Source organism: Pseudomonas sp. PA1(2017), from assembly GCF_001945375.1.
Classification (GTDB): Bacteria; Pseudomonadota; Gammaproteobacteria; order Pseudomonadales; family Pseudomonadaceae; genus Aquipseudomonas.
Map to the genome: position 1 here is coordinate 319,833 of NZ_MSXU01000001.1, position 25,621 is coordinate 345,453.

The 25,621-nt window shown below is 61.9% G+C and carries 22 protein-coding genes and 1 other RNA gene; 9 read left to right on the forward strand and 14 right to left on the reverse strand.

The features are described 5' to 3' along the window. Positions 1-1,006: 1,006 nt before the first annotated feature. The 7 genes from BVH01_RS24195 to BVH01_RS01495 form a co-directional block, all read right to left on the reverse strand. Complete coding sequence (locus tag BVH01_RS24195) at positions 1,007-1,381, reverse strand: hypothetical protein (RefSeq protein WP_075928635.1); 375 nt, start codon at positions 1,379-1,381, stop codon at positions 1,007-1,009. A 146-nt stretch (positions 1,382-1,527) separates the two neighbouring features. Further along, a complete protein-coding gene (locus BVH01_RS01470; protein ID WP_075928636.1) occupies positions 1,528-2,049 on the reverse strand; it encodes an alpha-ketoglutarate-dependent dioxygenase AlkB in 522 nt (173 codons plus the stop codon). Between the two features lie 414 nt (positions 2,050-2,463). Further along, complete coding sequence (locus tag BVH01_RS01475) at positions 2,464-2,790, reverse strand: hypothetical protein (RefSeq protein WP_075928637.1); 327 nt, start codon at positions 2,788-2,790, stop codon at positions 2,464-2,466. A gap of 32 nt (positions 2,791-2,822) precedes the next feature. Then, complete coding sequence (gene selO / locus BVH01_RS01480) at positions 2,823-4,286, reverse strand: protein adenylyltransferase SelO (protein ID WP_075928638.1); 1,464 nt, start codon at positions 4,284-4,286, stop codon at positions 2,823-2,825. Beyond that, positions 4,283-7,630: a mechanosensitive channel MscK gene (gene mscK / locus BVH01_RS01485; RefSeq protein ID WP_371915317.1), complete on the reverse strand. Its 3,348-nt coding sequence runs from the start codon at positions 7,628-7,630 to the stop codon at positions 4,283-4,285. The genes selO and mscK overlap by 4 nt, the downstream gene beginning before the upstream one ends. Before the next feature lie 136 nt (positions 7,631-7,766). Next, positions 7,767-9,509: a potassium/proton antiporter gene (locus tag BVH01_RS01490; RefSeq protein WP_075928640.1), complete on the reverse strand. Its 1,743-nt coding sequence runs from the start codon at positions 9,507-9,509 to the stop codon at positions 7,767-7,769. 152 nt (positions 9,510-9,661) lie between these two features. Next, positions 9,662-10,633: a helix-turn-helix domain-containing protein gene (locus BVH01_RS01495; RefSeq protein WP_075928641.1), complete on the reverse strand. Its 972-nt coding sequence runs from the start codon at positions 10,631-10,633 to the stop codon at positions 9,662-9,664. Between the two features lie 338 nt (positions 10,634-10,971). Between BVH01_RS01495 and BVH01_RS01500 the strand changes: the two genes are divergently transcribed. Beyond that, complete coding sequence (locus BVH01_RS01500; RefSeq protein WP_075928642.1) at positions 10,972-13,197, forward strand: TonB-dependent siderophore receptor; 2,226 nt, start codon at positions 10,972-10,974, stop codon at positions 13,195-13,197. 75 nt (positions 13,198-13,272) lie between these two features. Continuing rightward, positions 13,273-13,563: a DUF2218 domain-containing protein gene (locus BVH01_RS01505; protein WP_075928643.1), complete on the forward strand. Its 291-nt coding sequence runs from the start codon at positions 13,273-13,275 to the stop codon at positions 13,561-13,563. A gap of 14 nt (positions 13,564-13,577) precedes the next feature. On the opposite strand, the gene ppx is transcribed toward BVH01_RS01505, so the two are convergent. Next, positions 13,578-15,083, reverse strand: coding sequence for an exopolyphosphatase (ppx, locus tag BVH01_RS01510; RefSeq protein WP_075928644.1), 1,506 nt, complete (start codon positions 15,081-15,083; stop codon positions 13,578-13,580). A gap of 254 nt (positions 15,084-15,337) precedes the next feature. Between ppx and trxA the strand changes: the two genes are divergently transcribed. The 4 genes from trxA to BVH01_RS01530 all read left to right on the forward strand — a co-directional run bounded on the left by trxA (position 15,338) and on the right by BVH01_RS01530 (position 19,856). Beyond that, positions 15,338-15,664: a thioredoxin TrxA gene (trxA, locus tag BVH01_RS01515; RefSeq protein ID WP_013789608.1), complete on the forward strand. Its 327-nt coding sequence runs from the start codon at positions 15,338-15,340 to the stop codon at positions 15,662-15,664. 240 nt (positions 15,665-15,904) lie between these two features. After that, the gene (gene rho / locus BVH01_RS01520) at positions 15,905-17,164 is read left to right on the forward strand and encodes a transcription termination factor Rho (protein ID WP_075928645.1); all 1,260 of its coding nucleotides are present in this window, start codon (positions 15,905-15,907) and stop codon (positions 17,162-17,164) included. Positions 17,165-17,421: 257 nt separating this feature from the next. Beyond that, positions 17,422-18,888 carry a 4-hydroxy-3-polyprenylbenzoate decarboxylase gene (ubiD, locus tag BVH01_RS01525; protein WP_075928646.1) on the forward strand — a complete coding sequence of 489 codons (1,467 nt, stop codon included), beginning with the start codon at positions 17,422-17,424 and terminating at the stop codon, positions 18,886-18,888. Continuing rightward, complete coding sequence (locus BVH01_RS01530; protein ID WP_075928647.1) at positions 18,888-19,856, forward strand: CDP-6-deoxy-delta-3,4-glucoseen reductase; 969 nt, start codon at positions 18,888-18,890, stop codon at positions 19,854-19,856. The genes ubiD and BVH01_RS01530 overlap by 1 nt, the downstream gene beginning before the upstream one ends. A 53-nt stretch (positions 19,857-19,909) precedes the next feature. Here BVH01_RS01530 and BVH01_RS01535 read toward each other — a convergent pair whose 3' ends face one another. Continuing rightward, the gene (locus BVH01_RS01535) at positions 19,910-20,890 is read right to left on the reverse strand and encodes an NADPH:quinone oxidoreductase family protein (protein ID WP_075928648.1); all 981 of its coding nucleotides are present in this window, start codon (positions 20,888-20,890) and stop codon (positions 19,910-19,912) included. Between the two features lie 149 nt (positions 20,891-21,039). On the opposite strand from BVH01_RS01535, the gene BVH01_RS01540 reads away from it, so the two are divergent. After that, on the forward strand, positions 21,040-21,459 hold the full coding sequence (locus tag BVH01_RS01540) for a flagellar basal body-associated protein FliL (protein ID WP_073262714.1): 420 nt from the start codon (positions 21,040-21,042) through the stop codon (positions 21,457-21,459). Here BVH01_RS01540 and BVH01_RS01545 read toward each other — a convergent pair whose 3' ends face one another. The 5 genes from BVH01_RS01545 to BVH01_RS01565 all read right to left on the reverse strand — a co-directional run bounded on the left by BVH01_RS01545 (position 21,460) and on the right by BVH01_RS01565 (position 23,550). Further along, on the reverse strand, positions 21,460-21,909 hold the full coding sequence (locus BVH01_RS01545) for an EVE domain-containing protein (RefSeq protein ID WP_075928649.1): 450 nt from the start codon (positions 21,907-21,909) through the stop codon (positions 21,460-21,462). A gap of 210 nt (positions 21,910-22,119) precedes the next feature. Beyond that, complete coding sequence (locus BVH01_RS01550; RefSeq protein ID WP_075928650.1) at positions 22,120-22,716, reverse strand: 5-formyltetrahydrofolate cyclo-ligase; 597 nt, start codon at positions 22,714-22,716, stop codon at positions 22,120-22,122. A 103-nt stretch (positions 22,717-22,819) separates the two neighbouring features. Continuing rightward, positions 22,820-22,999, reverse strand: a non-coding RNA gene (gene ssrS, locus BVH01_RS01555) — 6S RNA. 33 nt (positions 23,000-23,032) lie between these two features. Beyond that, positions 23,033-23,344, reverse strand: coding sequence for a cell division protein ZapA (locus tag BVH01_RS01560; RefSeq protein ID WP_075928651.1), 312 nt, complete (start codon positions 23,342-23,344; stop codon positions 23,033-23,035). Next, on the reverse strand, positions 23,341-23,550 hold the full coding sequence (locus BVH01_RS01565) for a TIGR02449 family protein (RefSeq protein WP_013789617.1): 210 nt from the start codon (positions 23,548-23,550) through the stop codon (positions 23,341-23,343). The genes BVH01_RS01560 and BVH01_RS01565 overlap by 4 nt, the downstream gene beginning before the upstream one ends. Before the next feature lie 144 nt (positions 23,551-23,694). On the opposite strand from BVH01_RS01565, the gene BVH01_RS01570 reads away from it, so the two are divergent. Further along, positions 23,695-24,249 (forward strand): YecA family protein, encoded by a 555-nt coding sequence (locus BVH01_RS01570; RefSeq protein WP_075928652.1) that lies wholly within the window; start codon positions 23,695-23,697, stop codon positions 24,247-24,249. Between the two features lie 34 nt (positions 24,250-24,283). Further along, positions 24,284-25,618 carry a Xaa-Pro aminopeptidase gene (gene pepP / locus BVH01_RS01575; protein WP_075928653.1) on the forward strand — a complete coding sequence of 445 codons (1,335 nt, stop codon included), beginning with the start codon at positions 24,284-24,286 and terminating at the stop codon, positions 25,616-25,618. The last annotated feature ends 3 nt before the right edge of the window (positions 25,619-25,621 follow it).

The window sequence follows — 25,621 nt, forward strand, 5'->3', positions numbered from 1 at the left end:
AGGAGGATTGGAGTTAGATGTGTATGGCGTGTTAAACAAGGTCGTGATCAACGACTCTGACCCTATCGATTATGATTTTCACCTAACGTTTGGTTAAGGGGCGGCGGCACGCAGTCCCAGTGAGCGTAGCGAACGATTTAAACCACTTGTTAGGCGTTCCGCTACTCATCTGATGTTCTCCAGCTCTTGAGGCAGTGCATGCACTGTTTGGCACGCCACGTTCGGAGTTGACCATTGCAGAATGGGCAATAAGCGACTTTTATTTGGCACTTAGAGTACATGCGATGATCCGCGTACTCCGTGAGGATGCTTCGATCAACCCCCTCAATTTCAATGATTTTCTCCAGCGTAGTTTCTTTGCTTGAAATATTGAACTTACTAAGATGTGAGAATGTTTCAGCCGCAGGACAATATGCAGTAATTAGTTTCCCACATCTATTACATATCCTTCTGCCGTACTCTCGCTGCATTTGGTTGCCTAACGTTTGGTTAAGGGGCGAGCTTTAGCCCGTCCAGTGAGCAGAGCGAACGATTTGAACGACTTGTTATGTAAAGAGCTTACCTTGCATTTAAAGAAAATTTATTTTGATCAAACAAATATCAGAAGCTAAGCACTCAGATTCGTACTTTGTTAGTTTCGTCCTGGCCTTATCAAGGAAAATCTCATTATTTAGTAGCTCGCGTGCCTTATGGCCAATATAGTTCAAATCCCAACTCAACTTATCAATACCTCTTTCGAGGGCTGTCTTAAGAAGAAGAACATAAAAGCACAGCTGCCAAGTCGTGTCACTTGTGTTCCAAGGAAAATATTCTTCCTCTATAAAGCAAAGAGATTGTCCAGGTGAAAATCCTCTCTCCGATTGGCAGTCATCAAAAAGTGAATTTATAGCATTTTTTGTATCTTCGTATGAGCGCATATTTTTTACATAACGCTTGGTTAAGGGGCGGGCTTTAGCCCGTCCCAGTGAGCGAAGCGAGCGATTTGAACCACTGGTTAGCCTAGTGCTCATGTATCACTAGCAGCAACATGGATGAAAAGCTCAAGCGAGCCTTCCACTAGCAACGGCGAGTGGCCTTGATTTGAGTAGGTTAGAAAAAACAAAGCGCCCTGTGGGGTGCCTGATGGCATAGAAAAGTAAGTGTAGAGGCGATTTTTTACAAACTCGGAATAGCTGATATTAATTTTGTAACCTTCAATTTGGATGTTGGAGAGTTTGCCGTAGCACTCTGTTTGCAATGAGGAAAATAAAGAGTTTTCACTACACAGCTCAAAAGATGATGATGCGCCGTGCCTGCCTCTATGGATCGAGCGGGCTACAGCATTCAACTCCGAAGTACTGCCGTGAAGATGCAACTCCTTGTCTTTCAACTCTGCAAACATGATCTCCCCCTGGCTATAGCTTTAAGACTTCGGCAGCTAACGTTGCGCTCACCCGCGGATTGTAAGTGGCGCGTTGCGATAAACTTCGCGCAGCGATATTGGAAAAGCGCTACTTACAATGCGTCAGGTGCAATGCTTTATTAGAACTATTTGATAATTTGACGGAAAGTTAAACTGATACGCTCGCCACTAGCACCAACTTTAGGTATTGCATGAAGCCAAAGCTCTTGCATTTCTTGTGACATATAAAGCAATGAACCACTCTCTAGCGGGCAGAAAAACTCTACAACCGGTTCCAGCTTTGAACGATATGCTATTTCACGCACAGCTCCGAGAGAAACAATTGCTACACCAGTGCCTTTTGCTAACTCCTCACTAGAGTCAGAATGAAAACCCATTGAAGAGTTTTCATCAAGATAATAATTTAGAAGACAATTATTTGGACGAAAACCAAGCTCTAGTTCAATAAGTTCACAAATACTTTCTAATTCAGGCAGCATTTTTACTTGCTCATAAGATATTTGCGAATAATTATAGGAAACGCCAAAGCTAGCAGTTTTTCTCGCTCTCATACGTTCGTCCCAAGTAATTGAATCACGAAGGAACGTGAACAACTCTCTAGGATATGAGATGAATTTTGATTTTAAATATATTGGTGGTCTTTCCATATTCTGAAGTTCTAACAGTGATTAGATGGAATTCTTCATTGATGCGTTATGGCGGAATTCCGCATAACGCGCGTGCCTCATTAACGATGCAGGCTGAATTTCCATAGGAAACAATAAGTTGACACGTGAATATGCAGTGCCCTGTGTATTCGCGCGACTTGTATTTCGCACAGCATTTCTACCCGGCGATGAAGGCGGCGAGGTCGGGGCGGAGGTACGAAGGTAGGCGAGGTGCACTGCAAGTTCCTTTTAGCAATGGTTTACGCGTGCGGGTATCCAGCCGCAGAGGGTTTCGACGATAAGAGGTCGCCTGACAAACAGCAAGTGCATGCCCGGCAATATGCTGCACCGAGCAGAGTTATGCGTGCAGACGTGTTGGCGGATTACACCTTTGGCTAATACGCCCTACGTTGCTCAGCGGGTGTCCCATGCGGCTTTCTCTTTACCGAACTGCAGGCTCACTTGTTCCCCACGCCGATAAGACATAACGAAAGAAGACCAGTCCTCGTCGCGTCGCCGCGCGTTCGCCTGCAGCTGCCTGACTAGTTCGTTCAGCACTGCGTGATTCAGCTCATGACGAGCTTGGGCGTTCTGTACATCGCTCAGTTCAGTCGTCAGTTGAGTATCTATATAACCCTTGCCAACGATGCAGCTAAATGTAAAAGCGTCGTACTCCTCGAGAATCCCGTCGTCGATAAGAGTGAAAAGCTGCTGTGCTAGAGGAAAGTCCTCAGTGATCATCGCGATGTAGCTCCCTTGATCTCAATTGGCATTCACGACGAACAACTGATCTCCAGATGCTTGCCCCAGTCTGGCGGCCGCTGCGCGTAATGCTCCTTGCCCTCCTGTTCCTCGAAGGGGCGGGTCAGCACCTTATGCAGTTCCCGTACGGGCCCATAGTCGCCCTGTTCGGCAGCAGCGATGGCTTCCTGGGCGAGGTAGTTGCGTAGCACGTAGAGCGGGTTGACGGCGTGCATGCGCGCCTGGCGGGCTGCCTGATCGCTGCCTTCGCGGTTGCTGCGGGCCAGGTAGTCGGCGCTCCAGGCGTCGAAGCCGTTGAGGTCGACGAAGTCGTTGCGCACCACTTTTAGCGCCTCGGCTGGCGCCTGGTCACCCAGGTGGCGGAAGAACAGCGAGTAGTCGGTGGCCTTGCCGGCCTGCATCTGGGTCAGCAGGCGCTGGATCAGCTCTTCGTCGCCATCTTCAGCGCTGGTGAAGCCCAGGCGTTTGCGCATCAGGTCGTGGTAGTGGGCCTGGTAGATCGGCAGGAACAGGTCGAGGGTTTCGCGCAGGGTGTCGACCTCCACCAGGGGCGTCAGCGCCTGGGCGAGGGCCGAGAGGTTCCAGTGGGCGATGGGTACCTGGTTGCTGAAGCTGTAGCGGCCGGTGTCGTCGGAGTGGTTGCAGATGTGCTTGGCGTCGAAGTCGTCGAGAAAGGCGTAGGGGCCGAAGTCGAAGGTGATGCCGAGAATCGACATGTTGTCGGTGTTCATCACGCCGTGGCAGAACCCATAGGCTTGCCACCAGGCGACCATTTCCGCGGTGCGTTCCAACACGGCGTTGAGCAGGGCCGCGTAGGGCTGCGGCTGCTCGAGGCATGCCGGGTAATGATGTTCGATCACATAGTCGGCCAGTTGCTTGAGCTGCTCGTGCTGGCGCGTGTAATAGAAGTATTCGAAGTGGCCGAAGCGGATATGACTGGGCGCCAGGCGCACCAGCATGGCGGCGGTTTCCTGCTTCTCGCGCCACACCGGTGTGTTCGATCCCGTCACGCACAGGGCTCGCGAGCTGGGAATGCCGAGGGCATGCAGCGCTTCGCTGGCGAGAAACTCGCGAATCGACGAGCGCAGTACGGCGCGGCCATCGCCCATGCGCGAGTAGGGCGTCATGCCGGCGCCCTTGAGGTGCAGGTCCCAGTGTTCGCCGGCATCGTTGAGCACTTCGCCGAGCAGCAGGCCGCGGCCATCGCCGAGGCGCGGCGAGTAGCCGCCGAACTGGTGACCGGAATAGACCATGGCGCGCGGCTCGGCGTCGCTCCACAGCTGGTTGCCGGAGAACAGTTCGGCGAACACCTCGCGCTGCGCCTCGCGCGGGTCAAGGTCGAGCAGGGCCAGGGCGCTTTCGCTGGCTACCACCAGGCGCGGCTCGGCGATGGGCTCGGGCAGTATGTGCGTTGAAAACCCGTCACCCAGGCCGGCGAAGCGATTGTCGAAGGTCAGGGTGTCGAGGGTTTTCACGGTTTGGCCTCGTCTTTTTTCTCGGCGTGCTCGGCGCTCGCCAGTTGCTCGTCGTCGAGCTTGAGCGTGTCGTGGGGCGCGGCGGCGCGGCTGAGCACGATGTCCATCTTCGGTGTGCTGGACAGGTTGATGTCATTGTCGGCGAACAACTGGTCGATGCGGCGGTTGAGCTCATCGGTCGCGGTACCGCGGTCGCCCAATTCCTTGACGTAGAACTTCAGCTCGTGGGTCAGGCCATCCGGTGCGTACAGGCTGAGCTGGGCCGTCGGTGCCGGGTCGCGCATCACTCGGGAGTTTTCCTGGGCTGCCTGCAGCAGCAAGGTGCGCACCTTCTCCAGGTCGGCGCCGCGGTTGACCTTGAAGGTCAGCACGATGCGGGTCACGGTATCGGTCAGGGTCCAGTTGATCAACTGGCTGGTGACGAAGGTCTTGTTCGGCACGATCACTTCCTTGCGATCACTGTCGATGATGTGCGTGGCGCGAATATGGATGCGCTTCACCGTGCCAGTCACGCCGCCGATGGTCACCAAGTCGCCGATGCGTACCGGGCGCTCGAACAGGATGATCAGGCCGGAGATGAAGTTGGCGAAGATCTCCTGCATGCCGAAACCGATACCCACCGACAGGGCGGCGACCAGCCATTGCAGTTTGTTCCAGCTCACCCCCAGGGTCGACAGGGTGACCACGATGCCGGTGCCGAAGATCACGTACGACAGCAGCGTGGTGGTGGCGTAGGCGCTGCCTTGGGCCAGGCGCAGGCGTGACAACACCAGCACTTCCAGCAGGCCCGGCAGGTTGCGCCCGAGGGCCATGGTGATGGCGGCGATGATCAGCGCGTACAGGGCGTCGAGCAGGCTGATCGGGATCAGCGACGCGGCGCTGCCCGCCACGGTGCTGCTGTTGTATTCGTACAGGGTGATGTTGTCGAGGTAGGCGAACACCGAGATCAGGTCGGCCCACACCCAGTACATCGCGGCGATGAAGCTGCCTAAAAGGGTCAGGCGTATCAGGCGCAGGGACTGCTGGTTGACCTGCTCGATGTCCAGGCGCGGGGTTTCCAGCTGGATTTCGGTACCCTCACCGTCCTCGGTGGTCTGCGCTTCGCGCTTGGCAGTGGCGCGCTGGTAGGCCAGGCGCCGCGCGGCGACCGCCAGGCCGCGCACGAACACCGCTTCGACCACCAGCCAGATCAGCAGCAGGTAAAGGGTGTCGATAAGCCGGTCGCTGAGCTTCAGGGCGGTGTAGTAGTAGCCGAAGCACACCGCCAGGAACAGGCCCAGCGGCAGCATGCTGAACAGCACGCCGATGAACATGCGGAAAGTCGAGGCGTTCTCCCGGGCCGGGCCGCGCAGCAGCAGTTTCTGCAGCAGCCAGATCATCAGGCCGTAGCAGGTCAGTACCACGGCGATGCCGATGACGTCGTCGGACAGGCTCGATGGCTGGTGCTCGGCGACGGTGACCACTGCCACCAGCGCCATCACCACCACGCCCAGCCAGCGGATCTGCCGGTGCAGGTAGGCGACGTGGGCGCGCGCCCAGTGGAAGTGCAACTCGGCCACGCCGCCCGGCGTGAAGATGCGGTACACGGTGTAGAACACCAGCCAGGCCTGGGCCATGCCGAGGAAGGCTGAACCGAGGTTGACGTTCAGGCCGCGGGCGTCCATCTGCAGGGCGAAGCCGCACAGCGCCAGCAGCAGCGTGCCGGGCAGGGCGAGCAGCACGTTGAGGAGAATCGCCACCGGCGTGTGCAGCTGGCTGTCGCGCTTGAAGTGGCCGATGTCCTTGTGCAGGTCGGTGAGCTTCTGGCTCAGGTAGCGGCGCTTGTAGAGCAGCAGGCCCATCACCAGCAGCAACGGCAGGAACAAAAGCGGCCGCTCGATCAGGCCGGCACCGAGCTGGCTGATGTTGTCGAGCCAGGGCAGGTCGGATATCTGCCGCTGCAGCTGGGCTGGCGCGGTCTTGAACCAGTCGAGGTTGAGCGGGTTGTTGCTGGGGATCCAGAACATCTGCTCATCGAGGGTCGCGCGCAAGGCGGTGGCGGTGTCCTGCAACTGCTTCTGGTTGAGCTGCAGGGTGATCGATTCGTTGAGCAGTGCATTGAGTTCACGGTTCAGCCGGTCGTGCAGAGCACGACGGGTGTCGATCAGGTCCAGCAGCGATTCGCGCAGCTCCGGCGTCACGCTTTCCGGCGGCTGGGTGGCCAACTGTTTATCGACGTAGGCGCCTGGATTGGAAATCTGCTCGCGCTGCTGGTTGAGCTCGAACTGATAGAGGCGGATGTCGGCGATCTCGTCGGCCAGCCCGCTGTCGAGCTTGAGCTTGGGCAGCGACTGCTTCTGCTTGTAGAGGATCTTGGACAGCAGCAGGCTGCCCTGCAGCACGCTGATCTGCTCGTCGAGGGCCTGGTCGGTCTGGTTCAGGGTGTCGAGCTGCTGCTGGGTGCGCAGGTTCAGCTGGGTCAGCTCGTTGAGACGATCGGTGCCGCGCAGCAGGTAGTCGGACAGCTTGAGGTTCAGCGCACTCTCGCGTGACAGCAGGGTGTCGGAGCCGCCGACCTTCTGCGCCTCCATGGATTGTTCAGCGACGGTGCGTTCGGACTGGTCGCGGCGCTTTTCATTGATCAGGTTCTGCAGGTCCTGCAGCTCGACGTCCAGGCGCTTGATGCGCTCGTCGAGCAGGTCGCGCTGGGCGCTGCCCAGATCCTGCAGCACGCTGTTGCCGGCCATTTCCTGGCGGCGCAGTTGAGTCAGGGTGCCTAGCTGGCCCAGTTCGGCCTTGAGCTGGTTGACGCGCTCGGCGCTCAGCGCCTTGCCGTCCTCGCGGCCGTTCTTGAGCAAGGTGTTGATCTGCTGGGCACGGGTCTGGTTGCCGCTGATTTCGGCCTGGGCTCGCTCCGGGCGCGTCTGTGCGGTGATGATCAGGGTGTTGGCGTCGTTGATCTGCTTCTGCCAATCGCTGAGCTGGGCGCTGCGCTCGCTGAGAATCTGCTCCAGCTGGGCCACGCCAGTGTTGGCGTAGCGTTGGGCGACGGGCACCACATTGCTGGCCTTGAGCTTCTCCAGTTCCCGGTGGGCGTCCTGGGTCTGGCGTGGCGCCAGGGTCAGCTGTTTCTCCAGGGCGGCGAGCTTCTGCTGGCTATCGGCCTGGGCATTGAGCGCGTCCAGGGTCTTTTCCAGCGTCTGGCGCACCTGGGTCTGCTCCGGCTCGACCAGTTTGCGGTCGGCCAGGGTGTCCAGGCTGCGCTGCACGTCGGCGGCGGTCGGGTTGGCGTCGGCCCAGGCGGGCGAATTGGCCAGGCACAGGCCCAGCAGGAAAACGGCAAGCAAACGACGGAAAGAGTGCATGGTCATGATCGCGGGGGTGGAGTCCTGCTGAGTCTACAGACTGGTGAGAAGACCTGCGCGGCGATCTGTCACGAGCTGCCGCGCATCAGCCCCACCGGCTCGGTAGGGCGCTGCAAGGCGCGCTATTGGGCGGCTGTCAGAACGACAGGCCAGGGCCCGGGCGGACGCCTTCGGGGAATCTGACGCCGACCTTGCGAATCTTGTTCCCGTCCATCTCGGCAACCGTCCAGGTCAGGCCCTGCCACTCGACCTGATCGCCAACCACCGGCCCGCCGCCGATCTGCTGGTTGATGAAGCGGCCCAGGGTCAGCGCAGGGTCCACGTCGTTGGTGGCCAGGCCGTAGAGCGCGGCGATAGCACCCAATTGGGCATCGCCTTCGAGCACGAAGTCACCGAAGAAGCGCAGGTCCATGCCACGTTGCGGCGCCTGGCTGAACAGCTTGCCGAGGGCCGGCAGGTCATGCTCGTGGCCGATCACGCAGAGCATGTCGCCGGCCTCCAGCACCGTGCTGCCGGAAGGGTGCAACAACTGATGATTGCGAAACAGTGCGGCGACGCGGGTGGAATCCGGCATCTTCAGGTCGCGCAGCGGCGCGCCGATGCACCACTTTTCCGCGCCCAGGCGATAGACGAACAGCTCCCACTGGCTGGTCGGGTGCACTTCCAGGCCGGCGCGGGAGATCGGCACAGGGTCGGGTGGTACCGTTACCTTGAGCACCTTGGCGACCCACGGCAGACTGGCGCCCTGCAGCAGCAGCGACACCAGCACGATGAAGAACGCCAGGTTGAAATACAGCTGGGCATGGGGGAGCCCGGCCATCATCGGGAACACGGCGAGAATGATCGGTACCGCGCCGCGCAGGCCGACCCAGGCGATGAACACCTTCTCCTTGGTATGGAAGGCGCGAAACGGAATCAGCCCGACCAGCACCGACAGCGGCCGCGCGAAGAGGATCATCCACAGCGCCAGGCCCAGTGCAGGCAAGGCGATGGGCAGCAGGTCGTGGGGTGTGACCAGCAGGCCGAGTACCAGGAACATGCCGATCTGCGCCAGCCAGGCCATGCCGTCGAGCATGTGCAGGATGCCGTGGCGCGAGCGAATCGGCCGGTTGCCCAGCACCAGGCCGCACAGATAAACGGCCAGGAAACCGCTGCCATGCAGGGCGTTGGTCAGGGCGAACACCAGCAGACCGCCACTGACCACCAGCAGCGGGTACAGGCCATGGGCCAAGTGCAGGCGGTTGATGATCTTCAACAGCAGCCAGCCGCCGCCCAGGCCCAGCACCGACCCGATGCCGAATTCCTGCACCAGATGGCCGAGGAAGCTCAGGTGGAACTCGCCCTGGCCCTTGGCGAGCATGTCGATCAATGTGACGGTGAGAAACACCGCCATCGGGTCGTTGCTACCGGATTCGATCTCCAGAGTGGCGCTGACACGCTCGTTGAGGCCTTTGCCGCCGAGCAGCGAGAATACTGCGGCCGCATCGGTGGAACCGACGATGGCGCCGATCAAAAGACCCTGCATCAGGCTCAGGCCGAACAGCCAGGCGGCGGCCATACCGGTGAGCACCGTAGTGATCAACACGCCGACCGTGGCGAGCGACAGGGCTGGCCACAACGCCACCCGGAAACTGCCGACACGGGTGCGCACGCCGCCGTCGAGCAGGATCACCGCCAACGCCAGGTTGCCCACCAGGTAGGCGGTCGGGTAGTTGTTGAAGATTATGCCGCCGCCATCGACGCCTGCGACCATGCCGACGGCGAGAATGATGACCAGAATCGGGATGCCGAGGCGCGAGGACAGCGAGCTGACCATGATGCTCGCGCCGACCATGAGGGCGCCGACGAGCAGGAGGCTGTTGATGGTGCTGGCATCCAAGGCGGCAAGACTCCACGGGCAAAAAAAGCGAGCCCGATTCTAGCCTGCACGTCTGCGCCGCTGTCAAAAATAGTTACAAAGCCCGTCAGGTCCGCGCAGTGCGCGGCTTGGCGGGCCGCCACCGGCCTCGCTCGAGGTACCGAAACGGGTTTTCATAGCTTGGTGCGCACCTGCCTAGGCGTCAGGCCGAACTGGCGCTTGAATGCCGTGGCGAAGTTGGCGGCGCTGCCATAGCCCGCTCGCCAGGCGGCCTCGGTGACACTGATGCCCTCGCGTTCGAGGGCTTCGCGGGCCTGTTTGAGCTTGCGCACGCGCTGGTACTCGAACAGCGTCATGCCCTGGCTGGCCTGGAACTGGCGTTGCAGGCTGTTGATGTTGATACCGGCCTCGCGGGCGATGGCATCGGTATTCCAGTCATCGGCCTGGCCGCTGTCGAGCAGTTCCAGCACGCGGCGGATGCGCTGGTGTTCATGGGGGCGCAGGCCCTGCAGTGGCTGCGTGCCCTGCCGGCTGATCATCGCCAGGGCTTCGCTGGCGATCTCCAGGCTGCGGCTTTCCAGGTATAGGTTCTCCAGCAGCGGGTTGTAGCCCGGCGGGTTGAGGATCTGCTCGGCCAGGGTGCGCAGTCGCGCCGAGGGTTGCCAGCGCAGCATGGCCAGGTGCTGGCGGCTGAAGCGATCGATCGCCGCGCATTCGTTCTGGCCATCCAGGCCACCGGCCTCCAGCCACTGCGGGGAGAGGCTGATCACCAGCTTGCGGATGTGGCTGCCGCGCCGTGCCTGGCGCGAGAACAGCACTGGTTCGGCCAGCGACATCGCGATGCCTTCACCGCGCCCGTGCTCGCCGCCGAAGCGCACTGCGCGGTCGTCGTAGCGCACGTCGCTGTGGCCGTCGAGAAACAGCACGAAGTTCAGCCGCGGCTCGATCTGCAATTGCGTGCTGAAGGTGCTCAGCTCAAGGCAGTCGCTGCAATGCAGCGACAGGCCTGAGCGCAGGTGCAGCCAGCGCAGCTTGCCGCGAAACAGATTGGCTTTTGAGGACTCATTGTCGATCAGGCGCAAGTGCGGGCCCAGGTCAGGGCCGATCTGCCGGATCAGTTCCTGAGGATGAAGGACGGTGTTCATGATCGAGGCCTCGCGGCTGGCGTGACGGCTGAGGTGGGCGTGGGTGTAACAGCAGCACGAAGAGGGGCTGGCGCGAGTCCGAGTACCCGCTTGTGGCGGGCCAGGTGCCGATCACGAACCATGGATGGATTCGACTGCACCCTGATCGGAAACGCCTGGAAAGCCTAACGCCGGCTACCGTCTAAATGCAAATCATTCCTAAGCGTAAATGCCTGGCGGTTTGATCTGGCGCAAACATCTTCATTGTTTGCGCAAACCTTTCGGTCGCGCTGACATGGAAAAATCCACTTATGCAAATACGAATCGATTGCGTATTTATTTTGGGGAGGAAGCAGTTCATGAATGCAGGTCACGGGGTTTGGGCGCTCAATCGGCTGGCACTGGCCGTTTTGCTGGCGGGCAGCGCGGTGGCGGGGGTTCAGGCCGAGCAGCTCGATCAGGCTGTGGAGCTCGAGGAAACGCGGGTCATGGCCACGGCCCAGGAAGAGCTCAAGCAGGCGCCCGGGGTTTCGGTCATCAGTGCCGAGGACATCCGCAAGGCGCCGCCGGCCAATGACCTGGCCGACATCATTCGCAAGCAGCCCGGCGTCAACCTGACCGGTAACAGCGGATCTGGTGCACGCGGCAACAACCGGCAGATCGACATCCGCGGCATGGGACCGGAGAACACCCTGATTCTGGTGGACGGCAAGCCGATCAGCTCGCGCAACGCGGTACGCTATGGCTGGCGCGGCGACCGTGACACCCGCGGCGACACCAACTGGGTGCCGGCCGAGCAGGTCGAGCGCATCGAGGTGCTGCGCGGCCCGGCGGCGGCGCGCTATGGCAGCGGCGCAGCGGGCGGGGTGATCAACATCATCACCAGGAAGGCCGACCTGGAGCACCACGGCAACCTCAGCCTGTATGCCAACGCGCCGCAACACAGCGAGGAGGGTGCCACGCGGCGCTTCAATTTCGGCCTCAGCGGGCCGCTGGCCGAGAACCTGTCGTACCGCCTCTACGGCAACCTGAACAAGACCGACGCCGACGACGAGGACATCAACAGCGGCCATACCATCGACCCCACCGCGCGCGCCACCGCGGGTCGCGAAGGCGTGCGCAACAAGGACGTCAACGGCCTCTTGTCCTGGCGCCTGAACGACGAACAGAGCCTCGACTTCGAGGCTGGCTTCAGCCGCCAGGGCAACATCTACGCCGGAGACAGCATGAACAACAGTGCCTCGGCGGCGCTGGCCGGTTTTCGTTCGCCCTGGCTGGGCCGCGAAACCAATGTGGTCTACCGCGAGAACTACGCCGTCACCCACCACGGCGACTGGGAATTCGGCACCACCCTGAACTACCTGCAGTACGAAAAGACCCGCAATCGCCGCTTGCAGGAAGGCCTGGCCGGCGGGCCGGAAGGCAATATCAACGGCAGCCTGTTCGGCACCATCGAGCTGCAGAGCACCACGGCCCACAGCGAGATCAACTTGCCGCTTTCCGGCGCGCTGGAGCAGGTGCTGACGCTCGGCGCCGAGTGGAGCGAGCAGCGCATGGACGATCCGTTCTCCAATACCCAGACCACCACCGAGGCGGGCTCGGTGCCCGGCATCGGCGGCAGTTCGCGGCCCACCGATTCGTCGGCGCGCATCGCCTCGGTATTCATCGAGGACAACATCGAGCTGCGGCCCGGCACCACCCTGACGCCGGGCCTGCGCTTCGACCGTCACAGCGTGGTGGGCGGCAACTGGAGCCCATCGCTCAACCTGTCCCACGAACTCACCAGAGAACTGGTGCTCAAGGCCGGCATCGCCCGTGCCTACAAGGCGCCCAACCTGTTCCAACTCAACCCCAATTACCTGCTCTACAGCCGCGGGCAGGGCTGCTGGGGCGCCGGTGGCAGCTGCTACCTGCAGGGCAACGACGGTCTGGACGCCGAAACCAGCATCAACAAGGAGCTGGGCATCGAGTTCAAGCGTGATGGCTGGGTGGCCGGCATCACCTGGTTCCGCAACGACTACCGCAACAAGATCGAGGCCGGCAGAACCGCGGTCGGCAGCGCCACCGGTGGCAGCAATGCTGGCTATGCCAACGCCGACATCTTCCGCTGGGAGAACGTGCCCAGGGCGGTCGTCGAAGGCCTGGAAGGCACCCTCAACGTGCCGCTCAGTCCGGCGTTGGACTGGAGCACCAACTTCACCTACATGCTGCAGTCGACCAACAAGCAGACCGGCGAGCCGCTGTCGATCATCCCCGAGTTCACCGTTAACTCGACGCTCGATTGGCAGGTCAGCGAGCCCCTCGCACTGCAGGCGACAGTGACCTGGTACGGCCGGCAGACGCCTGGCAAGTACGACTATCAGGGCAACCTGCTGAGCGGCGATGCGCGCCGGGAAATATCACCCTACGCTCTGGCCGGCTTGAGCGGTACCTACCGGCTGGGCGACGGCTGGAGTGTCGGGGCGGGCATCAACAACCTGTTCGACAAGCGCCTGTATCGCGAAGGCAATGCCGTGCAGGCCGGCGCCTACACCTACAACGAGCCGGGGCGCACTTTCTACACCAGCCTGAGCTACGACTTCTGAGCCGCGCGGCGCGGGCCACGCGTTGCCCGCGCCGTTCCCGCGACACCCATAAGAAATGAACCGTGAGAGCCCTGCATGATCCGTTTTCAAGGCGCCGTGGCCACCGCCTCGGCCACGCTGTACATGACCAAGCTGTGCAAGCATTTTCGCCACAAGATCGCTGTCGAGTTCGACGAGCACCAGGCCTGGGCGGATTTTCCGTTCGGGTCGTGCCGGATGTATGCCGATGCCCAGGGCCTGCGCTTCGCCTGCGAAGCGCCGGATGAACACGCCGCAGCACGCATCCGCGCGGTACTCGACGATCACCTGCCGCGGTTCGCTCGCCAGGAGGGGCTGGTTATCGAATGGCAGCCCTCAGGCGCCTGATCCAGGCAACGCCATCAGCTGACGGTCAGGGTCATGTCGATGCGCTTGAGCCACTCGGCTTCGCTTTCGAAATCCGCCTGGGTCAGCGGGTTGGCGGCCAGCCAGCCCCGGGGGAACTCGATGGCCAGGCTGGAGGGGCCGACCTTCAGGTGCACGCTGGGCATGTTCTGACTGCCACGAATGTGGTGGAACAGGATGGCAAAGCGCAGCAACACGCACAGGCGCACCAACTTGACGCCCTCGGCGCCGAATTCGGTGAGCTTTTCCTTGGGAATGTTGCGGCGGTGGCCGCGCACCAGCAGGGCGAGCATCTGCTGATCCTGGCGCGAAAAGCCGGCCAGGTCGGAGTGTTCGATCAGGTAGGCGCCGTGCTTGTGGTACTGATAGTGGGCGATGTCCAGGCCGACTTCGTGAACCTTGGCGGCCCAGCTGAGCAGTTCGCGGTGCCAGTCGTCGGTCAGCTCCCAGTCCTTGGCGACCTTGTCCAGGGCCGACAACGCCTTGGCTTCAACCCGGGCGGCCTGCTCCTGATCGACGTGATAACGCTCCATGAATGCCGAGAGGGTGCGTTCGCGCACGTCTTCATGCTGATGACGGCCGAGCAGGTCGTAGAGCACGCCTTCGCGCAGTGCGCCTTCGGAATGGCTCATGCGATTCAGCTCGCAAGCATCGAAGATGGCTTCGAGAATCGCCAGGCCGGCCGGGAAGATCGGCCGGCGATCGGGCTTCACGCCCTCCAGGTCCAGGCGCTCGACATCGCCGAACTTGAACACCTTGCGCTTGAGCCAGGCCAGGCCTTCGGCGGTGACTTCACCGTTGTTGCTCAGCCCCGCGGACTGGATCGCCAGGCCGATGGCCTTGATGGTGCCCGAGGCGCCGACCGCATCTTGCCAGCCGAGGCGGGTCAGGCCGTGCTCGATGCCCATTATCTCCAGGCGCGCGGCGGTGTAGGCCTGGGCATAGCGGGCGGGGGTGATCTTGCCGTCCTTGAAATAGCGCTGGGTGTAGCTGACGCAGCCCATCTGCAGGCTTTCGCGCAGCAGCGGCTCGAAGCGCTGGCCGATGATGAATTCGGTACTGCCACCGCCGATATCGGCGACCAGGCGCTTGCCCGGCGTGTCGGCGATCGAATGGGACACGCCCAGGTAGATGAGGCGCGCTTCTTCGCGACCGGAGATCACTTCCACCTGATGGCCCAGCAGCGCTTCGGCCCGGCGGATGAACTCGGCGCGGTTGCGCGCCTCGCGCAGAGCGTTGGTGCCGACGATGCGCACCGCGCCCTGGGGCAGGCTGTTGGTCAGTTGGGCGAAGCGGCTCAGGCAATCGAGGCCGCGTTGCATGGCCTCTTCGCTGAGCTGGCGCTGTTCGTCGATGCCCGCCGCCAGCTGTACCTTGTCACCGAGCCGTTCGAGGATACGGATCTCGCCATGGTCGGCCTTGGCCAGCACCATGTGAAAGCTGTTGGAACCCAGGTCGATGGCGGCGACCAGCGGGAAGGACTCGGAATGGGTTTGCGGCATGATCAGTCAATCTCGATGCAGAACCCCGCCATCGTGCCACGATAGGCCGCGCACGCCAACGGATACGCACGTTGCAGGCATTGCGCCAGCTGCCTGCGGCGGTCGCGCGTGCGCTTCATCGGCGGGCTCGCCCATTGGCCGTGTCGATAGCCTCTATGGCTACGCTCAATGGCGGGCGCCTTCCTGTGTCACGCGAGCCGGGCTATCATGGCCGCCACTTTTATCGTTATTGCGTGCCAACACGGAGACTTCCCATGAGTGAATTCATCACCAATGTAAGCGATGCCAGCTTCGATCAGGACGTCATCCAGGCAGACGGGCCGGTGCTGGTCGACTATTGGGCCGAGTGGTGTGGTCCGTGCAAGATGATCGCTCCGGTGCTGGACGAGATCTCCAAGGAGTACCAGGGCAAGCTGAAGGTCTGCAAACTGAACATCGACGAGAACCAGGACACTCCGCCGAAGTACGGCGTGCGTGGCATCCCGACCCTGATGCTGTTCAAGAACGGCAGCGTCGAAGCCACCAAGGTCGGCGCCCTGTCCAAGTCGCAACTGGCTGCCTTCATCGACGCCAACCTGTAAGCGTCGCCGAAAAGCCCCGTAGACAACGGGGCTTTTTTCTGCCTGGAGGCTAGACGCCTTCGCAAAGCCGATGTTACATTCGGGGCCGTCGCTTTTCCTAAGTGACCCCCTGCACGCCGCTGCCGACGCATTCCTAATCGAACATTCGACAATAAAGCGGGCGCCTGTCGCCTCCTCGCGGTGCGGCCTCTCAAGCTCAATGCTTACCATTCCCTCCTCTTATAAATACGTCATTCCTATATGAATCTGACTGAACTCAAGCAAAAGCCGATTACCGAACTGCTGGAAATGGCCGAGCAGATGGGCATCGAGAACATGGCCCGCTCGCGCAAGCAGGACGTGATCTTCTCGTTGTTGAAGAAACACGCCAAAGGCGGTGAAGAAATTTCCGGTGACGGCGTGCTGGAGATTCTCCAGGACGGTTTCGGCTTTTTGCGCAGCGCAGACGCCTCCTATCTCGCCGGCCCCGATGACATCTACGTCTCGCCGAGCCAGATCCGCCGCTTCAACCTGCGTACCGGTGACACCATCGTTGGCAAGATCCGCCCGCCGAAAGAAGGCGAGCGTTATTTCGCCCTGCTCAAAGTCGACAGCATCAATTTCGACCGTCCGGAAAACGCCAAGAACAAGATTCTGTTCGAGAACCTGACGCCGCTGTTCCCCAACAAGCGCCTGACCATGGAAGCCGGCAACGGCTCCACCGAGGATATCACCGGCCGTGTGATCGACCTCTGCGCGCCGATCGGCAAGGGCCAGCGCGGCCTGATCGTCGCCCCGCCGAAAGCGGGCAAGACCATCATGCTGCAGAACATCGCCTCGAACATCACCCGTAACAACCCCGAGTGCCACCTGATCGTTCTGCTGATCGACGAGCGCCCGGAAGAAGTGACCGAAATGCAGCGCACCGTGCGCGGCGAAGTGGTCGCCTCCACCTTCGACGAGCCGCCGACCCGCCACGTGCAGGTTGCCGAGATGGTCATCGAGAAGGCCAAGCGCCTGGTCGAGCACAAGAAGGATGTGGTCATCCTGCTCGACTCCATCACCCGTCTGGCCCGTGCCTACAACACCGTGATCCCGAGCTCCGGCAAGGTGCTCACCGGTGGTGTCGACGCCCACGCTCTGGAGAAGCCGAAGCGTTTCTTCGGCGCCGCGCGTAACATCGAAGAAGGCGGCTCGCTGACCATCATCGCCACCGCGCTGGTCGAAACCGGCTCGAAGATGGACGAAGTGATCTACGAAGAATTCAAGGGTACCGGCAACATGGAGCTGCCCCTGGATCGTCGTATCGCCGAGAAGCGCGTATTCCCGGCCATCAACATCAACCGCGCCGGTACCCGTCGCGAAGAGTTGCTGACCGCAGAAGACGAGCTGCAGCGCATGTGGATCCTGCGCAAGCTGCTGCACCCGATGGATGAGATCGCCGCCATCGAGTTCCTGATCGACAAGCTCAAAGCTACCAAAACGAACGACGAGTTCTTCATGTCCATGAAGCGCAAGTAAGCGGATCTACTGCGCGAATGCCATGCTTCGTTGAAAACCGGCTCAAAATGCTCATGTACAAAAGTACACTCCGCTTTTTCGCCGGTTTTCGTGGGGGCGCCTAGCCCTCGCCTGACCTTCGCTCGCTACGATCCAGCATTTACTGGTGGTACAAAAAAGCCGGGGAAACCCGGCTTTTGTCTGTCTGTAGTATCGACTGTTCTGCAAGTCCGACTTCGGCGCTAAACTTTGCGCCCCGATTCAAGTGAGGTTCCAGCATGCAGTATCGCGATCTGCGCGACTTTATCCGCGGCCTGGAAGCGCGCGGCGAGCTCAAGCGCATCAAGGCGCCGGTATCGCCTATCCTGGAAATGACCGAAGTGTGCGACCGCACCCTGCGCAAAAGCGGCCCGGCACTGCTGTTCGAGAACCCCACCGGCCACAGCGTTCCGGTACTCGGCAACCTGTTCGGTACGCCCAAGCGCGTGGCGTTGGGCATGGGCGCCGAAGACGTTTCCGAGCTGCGCGAAATCGGCAAGCTGCTGGCCTTTCTCAAGGAGCCCGAGCCGCCGAAGGGGCTCAAGGATGCCTGGAGCAAGCTGCCGATCTTCAAGAAGGTCATCAGCATGGCGCCCAAGGTGCTCAAGGATGCGCCGTGCCATGAAGTGATCGAGGAGGGCGACGACGTCGACCTGAGCAAACTGCCGATCCAGCACTGCTGGCCGGGCGACGTGGCGCCGCTGATCACCTGGGGTCTGACCATCACCAAGGGGCCGAACAAGGAGCGTCAGAATCTCGGTATCTATCGCCAGCAGGTGATCGGCCGCAACAAGGTGATCATGCGCTGGCTCAGCCACCGCGGCGGCGCGCTGGATTACCGCGAGTGGTGCCAGAAGCATCCGGGCAAACCCTATCCGGTGTGCGTGGCCCTGGGGGCGGACCCGGCGACCATCCTCGGCGCCGTCACGCCAGTGCCCGACACCCTGTCCGAATACGCCTTCGCCGGCCTGCTGCGTGGTCATCGCACCGAGCTGGTCAAGGCCATCGGTAACGACCTGCAAGTTCCGGCCAGCGCCGAGATCGTTCTCGAGGGTGTGATCCATCCGGGCGAAACCGCGCCAGAAGGCCCGTACGGCGATCACACCGGTTATTACAACGAGGTCGACACCTTCCCGGTGTTCACCGTCGAACGCATCACCCGTCGTCGTGATCCGATCTATCACAGCACCTACACCGGCCGGCCGCCAGACGAGCCAGCGATTCTTGGCGTGGCGCTGAACGAAGTGTTCGTGCCGATCCTGCAGAAGCAGTTCCCGGAGATCACCGACTTCTACCTGCCGCCGGAGGGTTGTTCCTACCGCATGGCGGTGGTGACCATGAAGAAGCAGTACCCAGGGCACGCCAAGCGCGTGATGTTGGGCGTGTGGTCGTTCCTGCGCCAGTTCATGTACACCAAGTTCGTGATCGTCACCGACGACGACATCAATGCCCGCGACTGGAACGACGTGATCTGGGCCATCACCACGCGCATGGACCCCAAGCGCGACACGGTGATGATCGAGAATACACCGATCGACTATCTGGATTTCGCCTCACCGATCTCCGGCCTGGGTTCGAAGATGGGCCTGGATGCCACTCACAAGTGGCCGGGTGAAACCAATCGTGAGTGGGGCCGCGCCATCGTCAAGGACGAGGCGGTCACCAAGCGGGTCGATGAAATGTGGAGCCAGTTGGGAATCGATTGATGAAGGTCACCCTGCAACCCTCCGGCGCAGTGCTCGAAGTCGAAGCCGGCGAAGCCATCCTCGATGCAGCTAGGCGCCTGGGCTACACCTGCCCGCAAAGCTGCCGCAACGGCAATTGTCATGTGTGCGCCGCGCTGCTGATCGAAGGTCGCGTGCGCCAGAACGGCGCCGAACTGGACCATGGCGAGCTGTACGCCTGCATCGCCGAGCCGCTGCAAGACTGCGTGCTGCACTGGGACGGCGTGCTGCTGCCCGGCGAATTGCCGGTACGCAGCCTGGGTTGCCAGGTGGTGGACTGCATCGAGGCCGGCGGCGATGTGTGGCGCGTGCTGCTGCGGGCGCCGGCCGGCAAGCCGCCGCGCTACCACGCCGGCCAGTACCTGTTGATCGAACGCCAGGATGGCGAGAAGTCGGCTTTTTCCCTGGCCTCGGCGCCGCAGCAGGGCCGTGACCTGGAGCTGCATATTCTAGGGCGCGAAGCGAGTGCATTGAACCTGCTGCAGCAGCTGCGCGAGCAGGGCACGGCGCGGGTGCAGTTGCCATTCGGCGACGCCCACCTGGCCGAGCTGCCAGACGGGCCGCTTGTGCTGATCGCCGCCGGTACGGGCATGGCGCAGATGCACAGCCTGATCGAAGAATGTCGCTCGCGGGGGTTCCAGCACCCGGTGCACCTGTACTGGGGCGCGCGGCGTCCCGAAGATTTTTATCAACTGCCCCATTGGGACGAGTGGCAGGCGTTGCCCAACCTGTCTCTTCATCAGGTGGTCAGCGACCAGTGCGGCTGGCAGGGCCGCTGCGGCCTGCTGCACGAGGCGGTTCGAGAGGACTTCACGGATCTGCGTGCGCTGCACGTATATGCCAGCGGTTCGCCGAGCATGGTCTACGCCACCCTCGACGCCTTGGTCGAGTCCGGCATGGATGCCCATCAGATGCGCGCCGACGTATTCGCCTACGCGCCGCGGGGCTGAACGAAGAAAGCCGCCTCCGGCGGCTTTCTGTTTTAAGGAGCAGGCGCGCCCCGTCAGCGAACGGTCACCACCAGCTTGCCGACCGCCTTGCGCTGGCCGAGGGCGTCGATCGCCTCGCCGCCGCGCTCCAGCGGGAAGGTCTGCGACACCAGCGGCTTGAGTTTGCCCTCGGCATGCCAGGCGAACAGCTGCCGGAAGTTGTCGGCGTTGTCCGCCGGCTGGCGCTGGGCAAAGGAGCCCCAGAACACGCCGACCAGGGCAGCGCCCTTGAGTAGCGGCAGGTTGGCTGGCAGCGCCGGGATGCCACCGCCGGCGGCGAAGCCGACGACCAGGAAGCGGCCATTCCAGGCCATACAGCGAAACGCCTCCTCGAACAGCGGTCCACCGACTGGATCGTAGATCACGTCGACGCCCTGGCCGTTGGTGAGCTTTTTCACTTCGTCCTTGAGGCTCTGCTCGCTGTAGTCGATCAGCTCGTCGGCGCCAGCGTTGCGCGCCACTTCCAGCTTCTCTGCACTACTGGCTGCGGCGATCACCCGGGCGCCCATGGCCTTGCCAATTTCCACCGCCGCCAGGCCGACACCGCCGGCGGCGCCCAGCACCAGCAGGGTTTCACCCGGTTTGAGGCCTGCGCGCTGCCTAAGTGCGTGCATCGAAGTGCCGTAGGTCATGCCGAAGGCGGCTGCCGTGGTCAGGTCCATGCTCGCGGGCACCGGCAGCACGTTGTAAGCGGGCGCGGCTACCTGTTCGGCAAAGCCGCCCCAGCCGGTTAGGGCCATCACCCGGTCGCCTGCCTTCAGGTTCGCGATCTTGTCGCCCACCGTGCTGACTACGCCGGCTACTTCGCCACCGGGCGAGAACGGGAATGGTGGCTTGAACTGGTATTTGCCCTCGATGATCAGCGTATCCGGGAAATTCACGCCAGCGGCCTGCACCTCGATCAATACCTCGTTGCCTTTCGGGCTTGGGCTGTCGACGGCCTCCAGTACTAGCGTTTCGGCAGGGCCGAAGGCTTTGCAGAGCAGTGCTTTCATGGTGGTTTACCTTGAGGGGAGTCGCCCTGCAGTTTAGGTAAGCGGGCCTTACGGTCAACGAGCATGGCCTCGTCTGATAACCCGCCATAAGCATTGGGGTCTGCGCCAGGCGTTGCTATGCTTGCGGGCAACCCAACGGAGATCGCCCTGTGAAAACCCTCATCACGCTTCTGCTTGCCTGCGCACTGTCGATCCCGGCGTTCGCCAATGAAGAAAAGAAGGAAGGCGAGGGCGAGGGCGCCGCACCGCAGGTGATTTATCACAGCCTGACGCCGGCGCTGGTCGGCAACTTCGGTGCCGGGCCCAAGCTCAAGTACTACAAGGCTGACGTGGCGCTGCGCGTCACCGGCGCCGATGCCGAAGCCAAGGTCACCCACCACGAGCCGCTGATTCGCAACCAACTGGTGATGCTGTTCTCCCAGCAGACCGAAGAGAACTTGGCCACCCCCGATGCCAAGGAAAAGCTGCGCCAGGAAGCCCTCAAGCAGGTCCAGCAGGTGCTCACCGACGAGGAAGGCCAGCCGCTGGTCGAAGACCTGCTGTTCAACAACCTGATCCTGCAGGGCTGATCATTTCAGCAGCAGAATTGCCGTCCACTGCGCCTCGGTGACGGGCATCACTGACAGGCGGCTGCCTTTTTGCACCAGCGCGAGTTCCGCCAGCGCCGTCTGTGCCTTCAGTTCGGCGAGCGGGATGACCTGCTTGAACGCCTCCACGAAACTCACGTCGATGGCCGTCCACGGATTCTTCTCGGTGCTGGCTTTGGCGTCGAAGTAATGGCTCTGCGGATCCAGCGCAGCGGGATCCGGGTAGGGTGCCCCGTCGATCCGGGCGATGCCGGCAACTCCCGGTTGCGGGCAACTGGAGTGATAGAACAGGAATTGATCGCCCGCCTGCATGCTGCGGATGAAGTTGCGCGCCTGGTAGTTGCGCACGCCATCCCAGCGCGTCTTGGCCAGGCGCTGCAGGTCATGGATGGACAAGTCGTCGGGTTCGGATTTCATCAGCCAATAGGGCATGAACTTTGCTCTCTGAGTCGGTGCGCTGCAGGTGCTGCGTGACGGGGGATTCGGTAGGGAGTGGTGATATGCGGCGCAAGCCTGATCTGTTGTGGATGCTGGTACTGGTATTCGGCCTTGGCATGGTGACCACGGGCTACACGCAAAGCCAGTGGCAGCAGGGTAAACCAGTTACTGAGGCGGTTCGAGCCGAGCGTTAAGCGCGGCGTGTTAATACCAGCCGCCATCGGTCACGGTGGCATCCAGTGGTACGTCCCAGTTGGCCATGCTCAGCCGGTCCACCTGCTGGCAGCCGTGGGCCAGCCCGAGCAGGGTCGGTTTGTGCCAATTTTTGCGCCGTGCGCGATACGCCAGGCTGCGATCGTAGAAGCCGCCGCCCATGCCGAGGCGACCGCCGTGCTGGTCGAAGCCCACCAGGGGCAGCAGGATCAGATCGAGCGTCCAGATCTTGCGCTGGCGCTTGCCGTTGCGGCGGGGTTCGGGGATGCCGAAGCGATTGGCAGCGAGCTTTTCGTGCGCGTCCAGGCGCTGGAACACCATGCTGGTGCGTGGCCAGGATTTCAGCACCGGCAGGAACACCTGCTTACCGCGCGTATGGGCGGCTCTGATCAGCAGGTGCGGGTCGATTTCCCCGTCATTGGCCAGGTACAGGGCGACGCTGTGCGCGCGGCGAAAGATCGGATGCTGGGCCAACTGGCGATACAGCGCCGCCGCCGCCTTGCGTTGCGCAGCCCTGGGCAGCTCGCGCCGCGTCTTGCGCAGCGTGCGGCGCAGCTGGGCGCGGGTCAGGTTGCTGGCTTCGATCATGGGCCGATCCCCTTGTTGTTCCAACTACGCCGTGCATCCATGGGCGCTCGCCACCAACAAAAAGCCCGCTGCTGGCCTGGGCCAGCAGCGGGCTGCAAATTTGTGACTCCCCAGCATGCCGCTGTCGGTTTAGCCCTTGAACCCGAAAGTTCAAGGTGGAGGTTGCAGGAAACCTTAAGGCTTTCCGTCAAGCGGACATGCACACCGGCCTCAACTGACAACCCCCGGGGTTGTGCGTATCGGCTCAGGGACATCAACCAACTGGCGCACACTCCAGGGAGCTGCGGCCAGTATAACGCAAAAGGACGACCGTTGGTCAGGCGCCACGGCCATCGGTTTCGTCGAGTGCGTTGTCGACCCGGCCGAGCAGGTCGCGCACGTGGTCGCGGGTGACGGTGGCCTGCTTGTCGAGGTTCTGCTGCTTGTGCAGCAGATCATGAGTGATGTTCAGGGCTGCCATCACCGCGACGCGGTCGGCGCCGATGACTTTGCCGCCGCTGCGGATCTCCCGCATCTTGCCGTCCAGGTAGCGGGCGGCGCTTTGCAGGTTGCTACGCTCATCGGCGGGGCAGGCGATGCAATATTCTTTGTCCAGAATCTGAACGGTGACGGTATTAGATTGGGTCATGAGTCCTGCTCCAGGGCTTTGAGGCGCGAAATCATCGATTCGACCTTGTGCCGAGCCATTTCGTTCTTTTCGATCAGATGAGCGCGTTCTTCGCGCCATGCCTGCTCGCTTTCCAGCAAGAGACGGTTTTGTGCCTTGAGTCGCTCGACGCGCTGGATCAGCAGTTCCAGCTTTGCCGTCAGGGCGTGTAGATCGGCGTCTTCCATTGGCTCTCGCTTTGGCAGGGTGTGCGCAGTGTATAGATCCAGCGGCTCGCCGGTGCAAACCGGCCGATGGTTTTGGCGCGTGCGCCAGTGCTAGGATAGAAAGCCTCCATTCTAGTGATTGCGCCCCTTGGCGCCTAGTGATCGATGCCGACTTCCAGTTCTCCCTACGCTGCATTCGCTGCCCTGCTCGCCAGTGGTGGTTCCTCCGTTTCACCTGCCGAATTGCACGGCCTGCTGCTGGGTCGCAGTTGCGCTGGCGCGGGCTTCGAGGCTGGCCCCTGGCTGGTCGACGCCACTGAACAGCTCGGTGTCGAGCCGCCGGAAAACGTACGCCAGGCGTTGATTGGCCTGCAGGAAATGGTGCGCGGCGAGCTGACCGGTGACGACGTCACCGTGGTTCTGCTGCTGCCCTCCGACGAAGCCCCCCTGGCCGAGCGTGCTGCGGCGCTGGGCCAGTGGTGTCAGGGCTTTCTCGGTGGCTTCGGGCTGACAGTCGGCGACGCTGCGTTGAGCGCCGAGGCCATGGAAGTGCTGCAGGATTTGTCCGCCATCGCCCAGGTGCAGAATGCGCTGGACGAGTCCGAGGACGGCGAGAACGATTACATGGAAGTCATGGAGTACCTGCGCGTCGCGCCGCTGCTACTGTTCAGCGAGTGCGCCAAGCCGGCTGCCCAGGCGCCCAAGCCTTCGCTGCACTGATCGCGCCCTTCACCGACCGGAATCGAGCCTGCCCATGACCAGCATCTCCAAAGCGGAATACGCCCGCCGTCGCAAGGCGCTGATGGCGCAGATGGAACCGAACAGCATTGCCATCCTGCCGGCGGCGCCGGTGTTCATTCGCAACCGCGACGTCGAGCACATCTACCGCCAGGACAGCGATTTCCAGTACCTGTCCGGCTTTCCCGAGCCCGAGGCGGTGATCGCCCTGATTCCCGGCCGTGAGCATGGCGAGTACGTGCTGTTCTGCCGGGAGCGCGATCCCGACCGCGAGTTGTGGGACGGTTTGCGCGCCGGTCAGGAAGGGGCGATCAGCCGCTATGGCGCGGACGATGCCTTTCCCATCGGTGATATCGACGACATCCTGCCAGGCCTGATCGAGGGCCGTGAGCGCGTCTATTACGCGGTGGGCACCAACCCGGAGTTCGACCGGCACCTGATGGAGTGGGTCAACGTGATCCGCTCCAAGGCGCGCCAGGGCGCGTCGCCGCCCAAGGAATTCGTCGCCCTAAACCACTTCCTGCACGACCTGCGCCTGTACAAGTCGGCCGGCGAGGTGAAGGTGATGCGCGAAGCGGCGCAGATTTCCGCCCGCGCCCATATCAAGGCCATGCAGGCCAGCCGTGCCGGGCTCTACGAATATCACCTGGAAGCGGAGCTCGATTACGAATTCCGCAAGGGCGGTTCGAAGATGCCGGCCTACGGCTCCATCGTCGCGGCGGGCAAGAATGCCTGCATCCTGCACTACCGCGAGAACGACGCGCTGCTCAAGGACGGCGATCTGGTGCTGATCGACGCCGGCTGCGAGATCGACTGCTACGCCAGCGATATCACCCGCACCTTTCCGGTCAGCGGTACGTTCACGCCCGAGCAGAAGGCCATCTACGAGATCGTGCTGGCCGCCAATATGGAAGCCTTCAGGTTCATCGCTCCCGGCCGCCATTGGAACGAGGCCCACGAGGCCACGGTGCGGGTCATCACCAAAGGCTTGGTCGATCTCGGTTTGCTGGACGGCGACGTCGACGAGTTGATCGCGGCCGAGGCCTACAAGCCGTTCTACATGCACCGCGCCGGCCACTGGCTGGGCATGGACGTGCACGATGTCGGCGAATACAAGGTCGGCGGCGAATGGCGCGTGCTCGAAGTCGGCATGGCGATGACCGTCGAGCCGGGCATCTACATCGCCGTGGACAACCAGAACGTCGCCAAGAAATGGCGCGGCATCGGTGTGCGCATCGAGGATGACGTGGTGGTGACCAAGAGCGGTTGCGAGATCCTCACCAACGACGTGCCCAAGGCCGTCGACGAGATCGAAGCACTGATGGCCGCCGCCCGTGCGCAGGTAGCCTGAGGC

What these genes read in the sequence shown, in the direction of transcription:
- pepP (WP_075928653.1), top strand. Translation starts at nt 24,284, where the DNA reads ATGACCAGCATCTCCAAAGCGGAATACGCCCGCCGTCGCAAGGCGCTG.
- BVH01_RS01495 (WP_075928641.1), bottom strand. Translation starts at nt 10,633, where the DNA reads ATGAACACCGTCCTTCATCCTCAGGAACTGATCCGGCAGATCGGCCCT.
- BVH01_RS01570 (WP_075928652.1), top strand. Translation starts at nt 23,695, where the DNA reads ATGCCGACTTCCAGTTCTCCCTACGCTGCATTCGCTGCCCTGCTCGCC.
- BVH01_RS01500 (WP_075928642.1), top strand. Translation starts at nt 10,972, where the DNA reads ATGAATGCAGGTCACGGGGTTTGGGCGCTCAATCGGCTGGCACTGGCC.
- BVH01_RS01550 (WP_075928650.1), bottom strand. Translation starts at nt 22,716, where the DNA reads ATGATCGAAGCCAGCAACCTGACCCGCGCCCAGCTGCGCCGCACGCTG.
- mscK (WP_371915317.1), bottom strand. Translation starts at nt 7,630, where the DNA reads ATGCACTCTTTCCGTCGTTTGCTTGCCGTTTTCCTGCTGGGCCTGTGC.
- BVH01_RS24195 (WP_075928635.1), bottom strand. Translation starts at nt 1,381, where the DNA reads ATGTTTGCAGAGTTGAAAGACAAGGAGTTGCATCTTCACGGCAGTACT.
- BVH01_RS01475 (WP_075928637.1), bottom strand. Translation starts at nt 2,790, where the DNA reads ATGATCACTGAGGACTTTCCTCTAGCACAGCAGCTTTTCACTCTTATC.
- BVH01_RS01560 (WP_075928651.1), bottom strand. Translation starts at nt 23,344, where the DNA reads ATGACCCAATCTAATACCGTCACCGTTCAGATTCTGGACAAAGAATAT.
- BVH01_RS01530 (WP_075928647.1), top strand. Translation starts at nt 18,888, where the DNA reads ATGAAGGTCACCCTGCAACCCTCCGGCGCAGTGCTCGAAGTCGAAGCC.
- BVH01_RS01505 (WP_075928643.1), top strand. Translation starts at nt 13,273, where the DNA reads ATGATCCGTTTTCAAGGCGCCGTGGCCACCGCCTCGGCCACGCTGTAC.
- BVH01_RS01565 (WP_013789617.1), bottom strand. Translation starts at nt 23,550, where the DNA reads ATGGAAGACGCCGATCTACACGCCCTGACGGCAAAGCTGGAACTGCTG.
- BVH01_RS01470 (WP_075928636.1), bottom strand. Translation starts at nt 2,049, where the DNA reads ATGGAAAGACCACCAATATATTTAAAATCAAAATTCATCTCATATCCT.
- rho (WP_075928645.1), top strand. Translation starts at nt 15,905, where the DNA reads ATGAATCTGACTGAACTCAAGCAAAAGCCGATTACCGAACTGCTGGAA.
- BVH01_RS01545 (WP_075928649.1), bottom strand. Translation starts at nt 21,909, where the DNA reads ATGCCCTATTGGCTGATGAAATCCGAACCCGACGACTTGTCCATCCAT.
- ppx (WP_075928644.1), bottom strand. Translation starts at nt 15,083, where the DNA reads ATGCCGCAAACCCATTCCGAGTCCTTCCCGCTGGTCGCCGCCATCGAC.
- BVH01_RS01535 (WP_075928648.1), bottom strand. Translation starts at nt 20,890, where the DNA reads ATGAAAGCACTGCTCTGCAAAGCCTTCGGCCCTGCCGAAACGCTAGTA.
- trxA (WP_013789608.1), top strand. Translation starts at nt 15,338, where the DNA reads ATGAGTGAATTCATCACCAATGTAAGCGATGCCAGCTTCGATCAGGAC.
- ubiD (WP_075928646.1), top strand. Translation starts at nt 17,422, where the DNA reads ATGCAGTATCGCGATCTGCGCGACTTTATCCGCGGCCTGGAAGCGCGC.